The organism is Mycobacterium sp. 852002-51057_SCH5723018 (assembly GCF_001667035.1).
Lineage (GTDB): Bacteria > Actinomycetota > Actinomycetes > Mycobacteriales > Mycobacteriaceae > Mycobacterium.
The window spans coordinates 48643-61978 of sequence record NZ_LZIR01000035.1 but is presented as its reverse complement, the minus strand read 5'-3'; the positions used below and the strand labels follow the sequence as shown (position 1 = coordinate 61978).

At 68.3% G+C, this 13336-nt stretch carries 12 protein-coding genes and 3 pseudogenes; 5 read left to right on the top strand and 10 right to left on the bottom strand.

All coding sequences use genetic code 11. The annotated features are described in order from the left end of the window. Positions 1–17 precede the first annotated feature (17 nt). The gene (gene dapC, locus A5764_RS08870; RefSeq protein ID WP_067111777.1) at positions 18–1109 is read left to right on the top strand and encodes a succinyldiaminopimelate transaminase; all 1092 of its coding nucleotides are present in this window, start codon (positions 18–20) and stop codon (positions 1107–1109) included. 89 nt (positions 1110–1198) lie between these two features. Then, positions 1199–3583 (top strand): APC family permease, encoded by a 2385-nt coding sequence (locus A5764_RS08865; protein WP_156664579.1) that lies wholly within the window; start codon positions 1199–1201, stop codon positions 3581–3583. Between the two features lie 55 nt (positions 3584–3638). Here the strand turns inward: A5764_RS08865 and A5764_RS08860 are convergent, their stop codons facing one another. Genes A5764_RS08860 through A5764_RS08845 form a run of 5 tightly spaced genes read right to left on the bottom strand, consistent with a single transcriptional unit; the run spans position 3639 to position 8611 of the window. Then, a complete protein-coding gene (locus A5764_RS08860; protein ID WP_156664582.1) occupies positions 3639–4766 on the bottom strand; it encodes a YeiH family protein in 1128 nt (375 codons plus the stop codon). 5 nt (positions 4767–4771) lie between these two features. Further along, a complete protein-coding gene (locus A5764_RS28815; RefSeq protein WP_197501241.1) occupies positions 4772–4909 on the bottom strand; it encodes a hypothetical protein in 138 nt (45 codons plus the stop codon). Between the two features lie 56 nt (positions 4910–4965). Continuing rightward, positions 4966–6891 (bottom strand): adenylyl-sulfate kinase, encoded by a 1926-nt coding sequence (gene cysC, locus A5764_RS08855; protein ID WP_067111768.1) that lies wholly within the window; start codon positions 6889–6891, stop codon positions 4966–4968. Then, a complete protein-coding gene (gene cysD / locus A5764_RS08850) occupies positions 6891–7811 on the bottom strand; it encodes a sulfate adenylyltransferase subunit CysD (protein ID WP_067111764.1) in 921 nt (306 codons plus the stop codon). The genes cysC and cysD overlap by 1 nt, the downstream gene beginning before the upstream one ends. Then, positions 7808–8611, bottom strand: coding sequence for a Stf0 family sulfotransferase (locus tag A5764_RS08845; RefSeq protein WP_067111761.1), 804 nt, complete (start codon positions 8609–8611; stop codon positions 7808–7810). The genes cysD and A5764_RS08845 overlap by 4 nt, the downstream gene beginning before the upstream one ends. Positions 8612–8864: 253 nt before the next feature. Here A5764_RS08845 and A5764_RS08840 point away from each other — a divergent pair, with 253 nt between their 5' ends. Then, positions 8865–9173: an SAM-dependent methyltransferase gene (locus A5764_RS08840; RefSeq protein WP_067111758.1), complete on the top strand. Its 309-nt coding sequence runs from the start codon at positions 8865–8867 to the stop codon at positions 9171–9173. Positions 9174–9281: 108 nt separating this feature from the next. On the opposite strand, the gene A5764_RS27330 is transcribed toward A5764_RS08840, so the two are convergent. Continuing rightward, positions 9282–9671, bottom strand: coding sequence for a hypothetical protein (locus A5764_RS27330; protein ID WP_082951588.1), 390 nt, complete (start codon positions 9669–9671; stop codon positions 9282–9284). 260 nt (positions 9672–9931) lie between these two features. Here A5764_RS27330 and A5764_RS29280 point away from each other — a divergent pair. Both A5764_RS29280 and A5764_RS29815 read left to right on the top strand, forming a co-directional pair. Beyond that, positions 9932–10108, top strand: a pseudogene (locus A5764_RS29280) (DivIVA domain-containing protein); the annotation flags it as partial. Beyond that, on the top strand, positions 10097–10390 hold the full coding sequence (locus tag A5764_RS29815) for a DivIVA domain-containing protein (protein ID WP_304441322.1): 294 nt from the start codon (positions 10097–10099) through the stop codon (positions 10388–10390). The pseudogene A5764_RS29280 and the gene A5764_RS29815, both read left to right, overlap by 12 nt. Positions 10391–10392: 2 nt before the next feature. Here A5764_RS29815 and A5764_RS29270 read toward each other — a convergent pair. From A5764_RS29270 to A5764_RS08820, 4 genes and pseudogenes are all read right to left on the bottom strand, one after another. Then, positions 10393–10617, bottom strand: a pseudogene (locus A5764_RS29270) (helix-turn-helix domain-containing protein); the annotation flags it as partial. After that, positions 10611–10700 (bottom strand): annotated as a pseudogene (locus A5764_RS28810) (sulfotransferase); the annotation flags it as partial. The pseudogenes A5764_RS29270 and A5764_RS28810, both read right to left, overlap by 7 nt. A 333-nt stretch (positions 10701–11033) precedes the next feature. Further along, positions 11034–11336, bottom strand: coding sequence for a hypothetical protein (locus tag A5764_RS08825; RefSeq protein ID WP_067111749.1), 303 nt, complete (start codon positions 11334–11336; stop codon positions 11034–11036). Positions 11337–11678: 342 nt separating this feature from the next. Further along, positions 11679–13268 carry a CdaR family transcriptional regulator gene (locus tag A5764_RS08820; RefSeq protein WP_156664578.1) on the bottom strand — a complete coding sequence of 530 codons (1590 nt, stop codon included), beginning with the start codon at positions 13266–13268 and terminating at the stop codon, positions 11679–11681. Positions 13269–13336 lie beyond the last annotated feature (68 nt).

Here is a 13336-nt window from a genome sequence, read left to right as displayed (position 1 = left end):
GGGGGCCTAGGGGGAAGGTGTCGCAGTCCCTCCCGGAATTCCCTTGGGACACATTGGCCGACGCGAAGTCGCTGGCCGGCGCTCACCCGGACGGGATCGTCGACTTGTCCGTCGGCACGCCGGTCGACCCGGTCGCGCCGCTGATCCGGGAGGCGCTGGCCGCCGCCAGTTCGGCCTCGGGATATCCGGCGACCGCCGGCACGGCCCGGCTGCGCGAGTCGGCGGTGGCCGCCCTTCAACGCCGCTTCGGGATCACCGGGGTGAGCGAGGCGGCCGTGCTGCCGGTGATCGGCAGCAAGGAACTCATCGCCTGGCTGCCGACCCTGCTCGGGCTGGGACCCGGCGACGTGATCGTGGCGCCCGAGCTGGCCTATCCGACGTACGACGTCGGCGCCCGGCTGGCCGGTGCGCAGGTGCTGCGGGCGGATTCGCTCACCCAGCTGGGCCCGCAAACCCCGGCCCTGATCTACCTGAACTCGCCCAGCAATCCGACCGGCCGGGTGCTGGGCGTCGACCACCTGCGCAAGGTCGTCGGGTGGGCGCGCGACCGAGGCGCGCTGGTGGCTTCCGACGAGTGCTACCTGGGTCTGGGCTGGGACGCCCAGCCGGTGTCGGTGCTGCATCCCTCGGTCTGCGACGGCGACCACACCGGGCTGCTCGCGATCCATTCGCTGTCGAAGAGCTCGTCGCTGGCCGGTTATCGGGCCGGCTTCGTCGCCGGCGACCCGGCCGTGGTCGCCGAGCTGTTGGCCGTGCGCAAGCACGCCGGGATGATGGTGCCGACGCCGGTGCAGGCCGCGATGGTGGCCGCCCTCGACGACGACGCCCACGAACAACAGCAGCGCGAGCGGTACGAACGGCGGCGGGCCGCCCTGCTGCCGGCGCTGGGCTCGGCCGGTTTCGGCGTCGACTATTCCGATGCGGGCCTGTACCTGTGGGCCACCCGCGGTGAGCCCTGCGCGGACAGCGTCAGCTGGCTGGCCACCCGCGGCGTCCTGGTGGCGCCCGGCGACTTCTACGGCCCGGGTGGCGCCCGGCACGTGCGAGTGGCGCTGACCGCCAGCGACGAGCGCATCGCCGCCGCGGTGCGAAGACTGGCACAAGCCTGACTTAGCCCGTCCGCCTGCCGCGCGGATCCCGCGAACGGCAGAATGCATCCGAAGGGACGGCGCTTCGACCTTGGGCAAGGGATGTGGTTGTGACTGGTTCGGCTAGTGGTTCGGCGGGCAAGCTGTACATCCCGACCTCGATTGGTGACATCGCCAAGCGGGTCTTTCTGGGAAAGCCGCTCATCACAGAGGAACTGAGGTCCGAGAAGCTCTCGAATCCCGTTGCGCTGGGGGCACTTTCGCCGGACGCGATCTCGTCGACCGCCTACGGTCCAGAGCAGGTCCTGATCGAACTGTTGCCGCGCGCGGGGCTGGCGGCGTTTGTGCTGTTGCTGCCGATCACCGGCGTCATCTTGCTGATCCTGGTCTTGGTGACCGCCTCGTACCGGCAGGTCGTGATGGCCTACACCCGGGCAGGCGGTTCGTACATCGTGGCGCGGGAGAATTTCGGACCTCGGGTGGCGCAGGTGGCCGCCGCGGCGCTGCTGATCGACTATGTGGTCACCGTGGCGGTGCAGTCCGCGGCCGGGACGGTGGCGGTTGTGTCGGCGCTGCCGGCCCTGGGTCCGCACAGCCTGCAAATCACGATCGGCGTAGTGCTTGTCATCTGCTATGCGAATCTTCGCGGATTGAAGGAAGCGGGATGGCAGTTCGCGGTGCCGACCTACTTGTTCGTCGTCATGGTCGGGTTCATGATCGTGGTCGGCGTGGCGCGCGCAATCGTCGGCGACTTACCGGTTTACGATCCCGCGCAGCTGCCCGGAACGGTGCCGGTTCACCAGGGAGATGGCCTGGTGATGGGTGCGACCATCCTGACACTGTTGCGCGCGTTCGCCAACGGAGGTTCGTCGCTGACCGGGGTCGAGGCCATCTCCAACACCGTCGACGTATTCCGAAAACCACAGGGCCGCAACGCGCGTCGGGTGCTCACTACCATGGCGACCATCCTGGGGTTCCTGTTGGCCGGTGTGGCCTTTCTCGCCCACGCCACGCACGCCACGCCGTATCTCTCCGAATATCCGTCGGTGCTGTCGCAGATCGCCCGGTCGGTCTTCGGCAACGGCGCTGTCGGCGGCGCCTTCTACATACTGGTGCAGGCCTCGACCGCCGCCATCTTGTTCACCGGTGCGAACACCAGTTTCAACGGGTTCCCGGCGCTGGCCAGTTTCGTCGCCGAAGACCGCTTCCTGCCGCGGCAGCTGACGAAACGCGGTCACCGCCTGGTGTTTTCGAACGGGATCATGACCCTGACGGCGCTGTCGGTGGCACTGCTGCTGACGACCGGTGGCTCGGTCAACGCGCTGGTGCCGTTCTATGCGATCGGCGTGTTCACCGGCTTCTCGATGGCCGGTTACGGGATGACCAAGCACCATTTCACCCAGCGCGAGCCGGGGTGGCGGCGCCGGTCGGCGATCAACCTGTCCGCGGGAATCCTGTCGACGATCGTGGTGGCGATCTTCGCGGTGGCGAAGTTCACCGAGGGCGCGTGGCTGGTCGTTGTTGTGTTCCCGGTGCTGGTGTTCCTGCTGATCCGGCTCAACCGCGAATATCGGGCCGAGGCGGCCATTCTCGAGATGTTCCGCACCGACCGGCCCGAGCTGGTGAGGTACGCCCGCCACCGGGTTTTCGTGTTCGTGAATTCCGTCGACCTCGCGGTGATCGAGGCCTTGCGGTACGGCAAGGGCCTGCGCGCTGACGAGCTCATCGCCGTGCACTTCGTGGTCGACCCGGCCCACGCCGCGCACTTGCGAAAGCGTTGGGACCACTACGAACTCAACACCCGGCTGCGGGTCGTGGATTGTCCGGACCGGCGGCTCAACCGGTCGGCGCAGCTACTGGTCGCCAAGGCGCTGCAGGAACATTCCGACACCAACGTGACGGTGCTGTTGCCACGTCGCACGTATTCCCCGCTGCTGGGACGCCTGCTGCACGACCGCACCGCGGACAAGATCGCTCGGGCGGTCAGCCTGATTCCGGATGCCGCGGCGACGATCGTCCCCTACGACGTGGAGTCGCGCATCAAAGAGGCGTTTCCCGACGACTTCGAGCACCGCATCGCGCGTTCGCTCGACAAGGTCGAAGCGTGGATCTCGAAGGATGAGGATCGGGACGTCGAAGCCTACGAGCACCCCGAGCGGCCGCGGTCGGTGATCACAGTGGCCGGCCTGATCCCGGGCCAGCGCGCCACCATCGAGGGACGGGTCAACCAGGTCGAAGACGTCAACAAGCGGCGGCGGACGCTGCGGTGGATCGTGGTCGGCGACGACAGCGGCGAAATCAACGTCACCTTCCGCCCGGGACACGGGGGCGCCGACATCCAGCCCGGCCAGCTACTGCGCATCACCGGAAAGCCCAAGCAGACCGGCAATCAGCCCATGTCGATGGTCGACCCGGCGTATGAGGTGATCGAGGACCCCGCCGAGTCCGGAGAGTCCGGAGAGGCCGGAGAGGCTGAGGAAACCAGCAAGACGTAGGCGCCCGACGCGAACAGTCAGACGCATCGACATGTGCTGCGGGCGGTCGGCCGCGCTACGCGCCTGGGCCCCAATGGAACACGCGTGAGGTGAGCAGGACGATGCCCAGCGAGACCGACGCGACGACGATGAGCCCTATCACCGCCACGACAAGCGGTCGCCACCCGGTGCGCGCGATCTGGCGGATGTCGGTGTTGAGACCGACGCCGGCAAAGGTGAGCAGAAACGCCCATTTCGACACGTTGGCCAGGTTCGCGGTTTGCCCCTTACTCAGCCAATGCGCGGTGGCGATCGCCGACACCGCCAGGAAGCCCAGCACGAACTTCGGGAACTTCTTCCAGACGAACGCCGCCTTGGCTTTCACGCCCGGCGCGATCTCGTCGGCCTGCCCGCGCGCGGCCCAATACAGCGCGAAGCCCAAGACGACGAACCCGATCAGCGCGTTGCGGGCCGACTTGACCAGCACGGCGATCTTTCCGGCGTGGTCGGAAAAGAGGTAGCCCGTGGCGGTCGTTTCGGCGGTGTTGTCCACCGCCAGGCCCGCCCACATGCCGAATTCGCGATCGGTCAGGCCGATCGCGTGCCCCAGCGGCGGCAACACGAACAGGGCCACCGCGCCTAGTGCCAGGATCGCCGCGATGGCATACCCGACATCGGAGTTGCGGGCCCGGATCGCGCCCTTGGCGGCGATGATGGCCGACACTCCGCAGATCGAGGTGCCGATGGCCAGCAGCGATCCCAGCTTGCCGGACAACCCGAACGCGCGCGCCGCGACGATGATGATGGTGCCGGCGACCGCCATGTCGACCAGGATCTGGACCAGGCTCACCCCGCCCAGCTTGGCGATGTCGCCGAGCACGAACCGGGCGCCCAGCACCACGATCCCGACCTTGAGCCAGAACTCGTAGGTCTGCACGCCGGGGCGAAATATCCGGTGCAGCCCGACCGTGTTGGTGATCAGCAGCCCAATCACGATGGCCCACAACACGTATTCGATGTCGGGCACCCGCCAGTGTTCGTGTTTGGCCAGCGCGTTCCACCAAAGCTGGGCGTACTTGCCCAGCAGGCCCACGCCGATCAGCAGCAGGATGCCCGGCACATAGTCGAGCGGGCGGCGGCTGGTGAAGGCGGGCTCGTCCAGCGTTTCCGCAGGCTCAATGGGCTCCGCGTGCGCGGTGCTCAACGCGCTCACCACGGAATCTTCGGCAGCACGTCGGCGACCGCCAACGCGGTGATCACGCCGGCCAGCAGGGTCGCCCACCAATCCACCGACACCGAGCCGACCCACTCCCGCCAAGACGACGACGCCGGAACCTCTTCGCTCACGACGAACATCGTTGCGCGTGCCGTGGCGCCGACCAAGTGATTGGCTCGCGCTGAATTTAGCTCTCCGGGCGGGGACTGACCTCGTCGAGCAGGGCGATGACCCGGGCGGCCAGCTCGTCGACATCGGCACCGGCGGTGTCGAGCACCAGGTCCGGGCTCTCGGGTGGCTCGTACGGCGCGTCGACACCCGTCAGCCCCGTGAGCTCGCCGCGGCGGGCGCGCGCGTAGAGGCCCTTGGGGTCCCGCTTCTCGCACTCGGCCAGCGACGTGGCCACGTGCACCTCGATGAACGGCAGCTTGGCGGCGTCATTCAGGGCGCGGGCGGTCTCGCGGTCGGAGCGCAGCGGGGAGACCAGCGACGCCAGCGCGACCACGCCCGCGTCGGCCAGCAGCCGGGTCAAATGGCCGACGCGTCTGATGTTTTCGGTGCGATCGCCGGGGGAGAAGCCCAGGTCGTCGGAGAGACCATGGCGCAGGTTGTCGCCGTCGAGCAGGTAGGCGACCCGCCCGGATTCGACCAGCGCGCGCTCGACGGCCACCGCGATGGTCGACTTGCCCGAGGCGGGCAGGCCGGTGAACCAGATCGTCGCGCCCGCCTGCCCGGTGGCGCGCCAGCGGTGCCCACGGTCCAGCGCCGACGGGTGCCAGCGGATGTCGGTGCGCGGGTGCGTGCCCGGCTTGACCTCCCGCGCCTCGATGATGGTGCCGGCCCCGACGGTGTCGTTGGTGGTCTCGTCGATCAGGATGAACGCGCCGCTGTCACGATTGTCGGCGTAGCTGTCGGCGATGACGACCGAGCTGGTGCGCAGCGTCACGGTGCCGATGTCGTTGAGCGCCAACTCAACCGGCTGATCGAGCTCGTCGAGCGTCTCCGGGTCGAGCCGCGAGTGCAGCCCCTGCACGGTGGCGCGGACCGTCTTGGTGGTCTGCTTGAGCGCCAGCCGGTCACCGGCCCGCAGCGGCGAGTCCACGAACCAGCACACGGTCGCGTCCAGCTCCCGGGCCAGCGCCGGCGCGACCGCGTCGTCGGCGCCGCTGATCAGCACGTCGCCGCGGCCCACGTCGATGTCGTCGGCCAGCTCGATCGAAACCGACAGCGGCGCAACGGCCGTCGTGCGTTCGTCGTCGAGGGTGTCCAGCGCGGTCACGGTCGAGCGGGTGCCGGCGGGCAGCGAGATCACCGGGTCGCCGACGCTCAGCGTGCCCGCCGCGAGCCGTCCGGTGTAGCGGCGGCGCACATCGGCGGTCGGCCGCGACACCCACTGCACCGGCAGCCGCAGCCGCGCCGCCTCGGCATTCGGCGCCGCCAGCTCGACGCCTTCCAGATATTCCAGCAGGGTGGGGCCGTCGTACCACGGCGTGCGGTCGGAGCGGTGCACCACGTTGTCGCCGTGCTTGGCCGCGATCGGGATCACGGTGATGTCCACCCGACCCAGGCGGTCCGCCAACTGGCGCAGTTGGCCTTCCACCTCGGCGAACGTGGCCCGATCGAAGTCGACGAGGTCGAACTTGTTCACCGTCGCGACAAAGTGCTTGATGCTCAACAGCTTTGCGATGCGGGCGTGCCTGCGCGTCTGCCGCAGCACGCCGGCGCGCGCGTCGACCAGCAGGATGGCCACGTGCGCGTTGGAGGCGCCGGTGAACATGTTGCGGGTGTAGCGCTCGTGGCCCGGAGTGTCGGCGAGGATATAGCTGCGGGTGGCGGTGGAAAAGAAGCGGTAGGCGACGTCGATGGTGATGCCTTGCTCGCGCTCGGCGCGCAACCCGTCGGACAACGCGGCAAGGTCGGCGACGCCGTCAGAGTCGGTGACGGCGGCCAGGTGGTCCAGCGGCAGGCTGTCGGTGTCGTGCAGGAGACGCCCGATCAGCGTGCTCTTGCCGTCGTCCACCGAGCCGGCGGTGGCGATGCGCAGCAGCTGACGCGTGATGCCCTTCCGGGGCTGGAATTGCTCCGTGTGCTCGGAGTTTTCGGTCGCGGTCATCAGAAGTAGCCCTCTCGCTTGCGGTCTTCCATCGCGGCGGCAGAGGTGCGGTCATCGGCGCGGGTCTCGCCGCGCTCGGAGACGGTGGCCGCGGAGATCTCCTCGATGACCCGGGCGATATCGGTGGCCCGCGAGCGCACCGCGCCGGTGATGGTCAGGTCACCGACGGTGCGGTAGCGCACCCATTCGACGGCGGAGATCTCGCCGTCCTGTGGCGAGGCGTAGTCCGACACCGCCAGCAGGATGCCGTCGCGTTCGAACACCTCGCGCTCGTGCGCGTAGTAAATCGACGGTATTTCAAGGTCTTCCAGCTCGATGTAGCGCCACACGTCGAGCTCGGTCCAGTTGCTGAGCGGGAACACCCGAACCTGTTCGCCCTTTTTGATCCGCCCGTTGTAAAGCGACCACGGCTCCGGGCGCTGCGCGCGCGGATCCCATTGGCCGAACTCGTCGCGGAAGCTCAGGATGCGTTCCTTGGCGCGGGCCCGTTCCTCGTCGCGGCGGGCGCCGCCGAAGGCCGCGTCGAAGCCGCCGGCCTCCAGCGCGTCGAGCAGCGTGCGGGTCTGCGCCCGGTTGCGCGAGGCGCCGGGGCCCGGGTCGGGCACCCGGCCGTTGTCGATGGATTCCTGTACCGAGGCGACGATGAGCCTGTGCCCGTAGCCGGTGACCCTGCGGTCGCGGAACTCGATCACCTCGGGGAAGTTGTGGCCGGTGTCCACGTGCATCACCGGGAATGGCAGCGGGAGCGGCCGAAACGCCTTCTCCGCCAGTCGAAGCAGCACGATCGAGTCCTTGCCCGCCGAAAACAGCAGGACGGGTCGCTCCAGCTCGGCGACGACCTCGCGGATGATGTGCACCGCTTCGGCTTCCAGCAGTCGCAATTCGTCGACCCGCCGCGCCTCCACCAGTGTGACCGTCATGTCGGCAGCCCCTCTCTCTCGGCATCGGCACGGTAGCGGTCCACCCAGTCGTCGGACCGTTGGTCGGCCTGGCGCTCCAGCACCGGGTGCGGCGCCAGCCGTGGGTCGAGCCCCAGCTCCTCGAGGATGGTTGCCACCACCTGAGTCAGATTGCGCCACAACACTGGATACGCAATCTCCATGGGTTTTATGTCCTCTTCGGCGAACCAGGTCCGCCAGCCCTGCTCCTGGGCGCGCAGCATGGTGACGACGTGGGCGATCGCCCCGGCGTGGTAGGTGGCGCGTGCGTCGCGGACCGGATCCGGCCGGCCCCGCCACACCCGCGTCTGCACCGCGCGCCAGAACGACACCGCCTGCGACACCACATCGGGTCGGTAGACGTAGACCAGCAGCGGTTCCTCGCCGACGACGTCGCGGATCGCCGCCAGCAATCCGTCGCCGGATCGATCCGGCAGCTGGCTGGCGCGGCTGCGCAACAGCGGCGTCTGGTTCCACATCAGCTTGCCGCCCCACACGCCGTTCGGGGTCCTGCCGACGGTGCGGATGTAGTCGCGCCAGACCTCGGCCGGCGCGAGGTCGGGCTTTCCCTCGTCCATCGGATCGAGCAGGGTCAGGATCGACTCGTCGTCCACACCGGCGAACCATTCCCGCGGCTGCGGGGCCTGGCTGGTGGTCGGCAGGTATTGGAAGAACTCCTGGGGCTCGCCGGCCACACCGGTGGCGCGCAGCGATTCCACCAGCAGCGTGCTGCCGCTGCGCTGGGAGGCCAACACCAAATATGACGACGGAGTTTCTGTCACCAAGGAAGCCTATCCGGTGGCAAATCCACTGCAACACATTGAATTAGCTTCAGGCTGAGCATAACCATTGCGCAACACCGGCAGCCGTTTCGGTGCCGCCGCCGGCCGCGGGCGCCGAACGCGATGATCACCGTCCGTACGTACACAATTGCCGAAAGGGCACTGGCGATCAAGGAGCGCGCGAAGGAATCGGCCCGCCGAATCATCTGGCGGGCCGATCGCGCTCCGTCGACGTTTTGTGCCGCTGGATTAATTGAGCGCGGACCGTTTCCGCGATCACCTGTTAGAAAACTGGTCGGCCAAGGGCAATTGGGATTCCGACGTCGGGTGCCGCGACATCGAGGGGCACACGCGCAGGCGCCCGATCTACGACCGGAACGAATGTGTGCCGTGGATCAACGGACTTCGACGCCTGGACGGGGACCGGGTGTTCGAGATCGGCTGCGGGACCGGCTCGTCCGTCATGGCCCTGATCGAGCAGACGCCGAGATACCAGGCGTCGGCGTTCGACACGACCGCCGAGGACGCCACGCTGCAGCTCATCCGGCGCGGCCGGGCCTGAGCTATCACGACATCGAGCCGGCCCTGGGGCCCATCTCCGATCTCGGGTTGTTGGTCGACCGGCAGAGCTTCCAGATGAGGGCGGCGCCCTAGGCGGGCGCCGCCCTGGTCACGCGCGGGGGCAGAAAATGCCCAGTATCTGCTGGCAGTTGTCCTTGTTGATGAGCCCTGGCGGCGCCGGTGGGGGCGGCGGCGGCGGGTTCTCGCCATCCCAAATGTTCTGGGCGACATTGCCCTGCCCGAAGTAGACGTAGTAGTAGGTGTGGCAGATGTTGTTGTCCCACACGACCGGGTTGGTGACGTGGTTACCGGTCGGCGGCAAGGGTTGCCCCGGGCACCAGTGGCATGGCCCCTGCGGGTGGTCGTTGGGGCAGCCGGGCCACGCATCTAGCGGCAGCGGACCGGGCTGGGCCGAAGCCGTACCGGCGGTCAGGCCGCCCACGGCCAGACCACCGACGACCAATGCGGTGGTTGCTAACCGCACGATTCGTCGCGTCATGGTTGTCCTTTTCCCTCAAAGTTGCGGTCCGGGCTGGCCGCGTTCATGTGGAAGTGAATAACGCCCCCGCCGCTACCGATCCCAACCGCGGTAGCCGTCGTACCTGCGCTCAAATATTGGACACGTCGTTAGTTTGCTACCGACCGCTTGCGAAAGCCTTGCGTTTCGCGCGATCACTAGTACCGGCGGCGTCCCGGTGAGACGATTCTTCGATGGACTCCGACGACCCCGAAAAGCGCATCGCCGACCTGGAACGTCAGCTGGCGCAGCCGCGTCCCGCCGCCGGCGATCCCAGCGCGTCAGCGCCGGGCGATCGGCTCACTCCGGAGCAGGTGCGCAATGTTGCTTTCTCCAAGCCGCCGATCGGGAAGCGCGGTTACAACGAAGACGAGGTCGACGCTTTCCTCGACCACGTCGAGGCGGCGCTGCGAGACCTAAGGGGGTCCACCCTCACCGCGGAGCAGGTCCGCGCCGTGGCGTTCTCCAAGCCGCCGATCGGGAAGCGCGGTTACAACCAGGACGAGGTCGACGCGTTTCTGGAGCTCGTTGAGCGGCAAGTGTCCTCTGCGCCGCCGCCGGCCGGGTTTGCCCCGCCACCCGGCGGCCCCGTGCCCACCCGGCATGCCTCCACGCGGCACGCCGCGGGCGAGACCTGGGCCGGCCGGACGTGGAACGTGGTAGTCGGGTTCTTCGCCCGGCTCATGGACTCATCGACGTAGGGCTCGACTACCCGCAGCCCCAGCGAAAAGACCAGCCGCACCTCGCGATCCGACAGCGAGGCCGACAACAACTTCTCGATCCGTCGCACCCGGTAGCGAACGGTGTTGGGATGTACTCCCCGCAGCCCCGCGGCGGCGCTCACGTCACCGAAGGCGTCCAGGTCCACCCGCAGCGTTTCGGCGAGCACCGGATCCCGTGCACGCAGGGCGCGGGCCCGCGGATCGACTCGTCCTCGGCGCCGGCGAACCATTCCCGCGGCTGCGGGGCCTGGCTGGTGGTCGGCAGATGCTGGAAGAACTCCTGGGCATCATCACACCGCGATCGCCGGGCCGGGCGATACACCGTTGCGGCAGTTGGTAATTCACCCGATGGGACAGGCGCGGGGCGCCATGCAGTAGGCGACTGCTCGGCGGGGTGATGCCCAGATGGTGCCACTGCGTTGTTGGTCGCCGCGGCACCCCGGCCAGAAGGTCTCAACAGGTGTGGTACCGGATTAGCAAGGACCCATTGCCTGAATACGGTGCACGGCGAAGGCTCGCCCCCCGCGAGGCGCTTCGCCAAGGCGCCGAGCGCGGAGCGAAGGGACTCTTGCCGAAATCGGCCCGCCATCACGGAGGATGAAGGGCCGACCGGTGAGCTATGTCAGGCGACCTTGGTGACGGTCACCGGGCCCGTGCTCTGCTGGCACACGGTTGTGGGTGCACCGGTCTGACTGACCTGGTATACCAGCGCGTTGACGTTGGGCAGGTTGACACCGCACGCATTGGCAACGACGGCGGCGGCGGCATCCACGGTCACGTTTGCCGCGACGGTGACGTTGCCAATGGTCACGTTAACCAGGCCGCCCTGGGCTGTGTCCGCGCCCGCGACACCCGCGCCGGCCGTGAACAAAACCGCTCCGCCGACAACAGCACCGGCGACGGTTTTCTTGACGATGTTTCGCATAGGTACTCCCTTTCTAGTGCGGGAGCGTCAATCCGGCCCCCCGAGGCCCGACTCGCGCCGGCGGCGCGAGTTCCCCACCTAGGGGCACTGCCCCGCGCTCCCGGCCGCTGGCTACCCCACTACAGCAAAGTTCTAAACCGGTGCCGACCGGACCATTTGCACAGTTCTTTGTCGCGTATCCAGAAATTAACTGTGACGGCCTTGATTAGTACTGACAGCAGCTCAGTCCGTGGGCTGCTCGAGCGTGCCTCATGCCGAAGGGGTGTCGCTCGTGATGGGTCGTGGCGTGGGTTCGTCCGAGATGCGTGGGTCGGCCCGCAGCCTCGCAGCGTCGTCGCAGAGCTAAGCCGGACGCTCGCTCACCCGTAACCCCAGCGAAAACAGCAGCCGCACCTCGGGATCCGACAGCGAGGCGGACAACAACTTCTCGATCCGTCGCACCCGGTAGCGAACGGTGTTGGGATGCACTCCCAGGAGCCCCGCGGCGGCGCTCACGTCACCGAAGCTGTCCAGGTACACCTGCAGCGTCTCGGCCAGCGCGGCATCGCGTGCGCGGAGGTCGCGTATCCGAGGGTCGACCAGCCGCTCGTCGGTGCCGACCAGGGTGACGATCTCGTCGAGCAGGACGGTGGTGCGAGCCTCGGCCAGCGATGTCACCCGACCGATCGAAAGAGGGTGTCGCTCAGCGCTGTCGAGCACCCGGTCCACCTCCGCGCGCGCGGAAGCCGCGTCCGCCAAACCGGCGACCGGCGCGGCGATGGCGGCCCGCAGCTCGACGCCGATCTCGGAGCGCAGGGCGCTGATCGTGCCGCGGACCCACGAGGTTACCGTCCGTGTTGTGGCGGTCTGGGGCAGCAGCACGTAGATCCGCGAGCCGTTCGAGGCGACCTGGGCATCGCGACGAAAAGCGCTGGCGCTCAACGCCAAAACGTCGACCAACCGAGCAGGACGGTTCCCGACGGTGTCCCAACCGATCAGCGCCGCGGCAGCCTCTGCGGAGAGGCCCAGTTCGGAGGCGATGGTGGCCGCGTCGGCCGGCTCGCCGTCGGCGAGCCCCAGCAGCTGCTGCACTCGTCGCGCATGCGTCGACGGCCGGGCCGCCAGCCGTGACATGATGCGGGCGGCCAGCACAGCCGCGCCCCGTAACATCTCCTCGGCGTCGTCGGCCAGTGGCTGCGAACCCTGCTGCACCCAGATCGTGCCGGCGAACACCGGCGGTCGGCGGGCACCGGCCGGTGGCTGATGTATCCCGATCGCCAGCCGTGGACGCAGACCCAGCTCCGGGCGCTCGGCCACGCGCACCACCTCGCCGCTGGACCGCAGCGCGTCGAAGATGCCCCATTGACCGATCCACTTCAGGTGCTCGGGCGGGCCGGCGCGGCCGAGGATGGAAAGGCGGCGCAGCTCGTCGGCCTCGTCGTTGGACGCCGAGTAGGCCAGCACGTGCGACTCGGCGTTTTCGATGCTGACCATGCCGTGGATGCGGTCGGCGAGCGACTGCGCCAGGCCGAAGAGGTCGGTTCCCGAGTCGTCGACCGGGTCGCCGTCGCCGTGATGTTCCACGACATGGTTGACCAACTGGTAGAGGCGCTCCCACCGGGCCCACGGCTCGACGGCCACGACCGCCGACCCGGCCGCGACCGCCGCGGCCACCAGCATGTTCGACGGCTCTTTGACGAAGATCGCCACCGGCACCCGCACGCGCGCCTGCCTATCCACCCAGCGCAGCGCCTCGTCGTCGGTGACCCCCAGCAGGAAGAAGACATCGGCCGAGGCGACCGCCGCCGCCAGACCCAGCCGCACGTCGTCGGAATCGATCAGCGCCGCCGAGCCCACCGGGAGGTCCAGACCCCTCGGCGCGTCGACCAGGCTGACCAGGGTCGCGTCCAGCGCCAGCAATAGCTGGCCCAGCCCGACACCAGGGATCCGCATATTGTCCGATCGTACTAGTCGACCGGTGCAATGTTAGCCATTCCGCCAATCAGATCCGGCTTCGGGGC